The 963-nt window shown below is 40.4% G+C and carries 1 protein-coding gene and 1 pseudogene; both read right to left on the bottom strand.

The window, feature by feature from the left end; all coding sequences use genetic code 11:
- Positions 1-64: 64 nt before the first annotated feature.
- Positions 65-304, bottom strand: a pseudogene (locus tag J536_RS24535) (formylglycine-generating enzyme family protein); the annotation flags it as partial.
- A gap of 25 nt (positions 305-329) precedes the next feature.
- Positions 330-963, bottom strand: a 634-nt coding sequence (locus J536_RS24530) for a sulfatase/phosphatase domain-containing protein (protein ID WP_032063895.1), incomplete at its 5' end; no start/stop codon positions are given.

Here is a 963-nt window from a genome sequence, read left to right as displayed (position 1 = left end):
TTATTTTTAGTATGTTACGAAATCAGATTCTGCGCCGCCTTGCGATCCTTGTAGCAATTGTTTTGGGTACGGTAATTGCCTGTAAATTTAATGGGCGTTCATCTTCATAACCTTGTGTGGTGCCTAAAACAATTTTTCCTTGCGGAAGCTTGACCATGCCTGCTTCTTTATTGTTAGGCCATCCCGAAGGAAGGCCTGAATAAGAAGTACATTTAGCTTTAGTGCCTAGGTCGGGCAAGGTGGTCTGTTCTAGTTGAGGTGTGGTTTTTTGGCACGCACAAAGTAAGAGAAACGATGAAAGCATCATGATCTGTTTCATCTGGTTTTCTCTACTTTTTGTTGTATTGCTCAAAATCCACAACACCATTTTCATCGGCATATCTTAAATATTTATCATTTAAGACTTTGACGATCTCAGGATGGGCTGCATAAACATTATGTTGCTCATTAAAATCTGTTTTTAAATTGTAGAGTTCCCAGCCATGGCTCTTAAATTTAGAAGGTGAGTTTTCAACAAGTTTCCATTCGTCAGTTTTAGCGTAGCGGCTGCCATGCAGTTCTTTAAAGTCATAATAATTAACAGGACGAATACGGGCAGTATTATCTTTAAACGCAGGGATCAGACTAAAACCAGATGGTTTAATTTTGGTGCTTGAAGTTGGATAAACCTGATTATTTTGAATACCAGCTAGCTCCATCACAGTTGGGAATATATCTCTGACTGTCGCAAAGTTATTGTTAATTCCATGTTGTTTAGAAATCTGAACAGGTGATTTAACAATAAATGGGACTCGTACTCCGCCTTCTGAAGCAGCTGACTTCCAGTGGGTAAATGGTGTGCTGCTCACTTCGGCCCAGCGTGGTCCCATATAAACATATGAGCTGGCGTTGCCTATATTTTCATAGCGATTGTCGGCATCACCCATTGGGAAATTATGATCACCACCTTCAGCGCCGTTATCT

The organism is Acinetobacter sp. 809848 (genome assembly GCF_000581275.1).
Lineage (GTDB): Bacteria > Pseudomonadota > Gammaproteobacteria > Pseudomonadales > Moraxellaceae > Acinetobacter > Acinetobacter pittii.
Note: the sequence above shows the minus strand (reverse complement) of the source record. Positions and strands in the feature narration are given on the sequence as shown.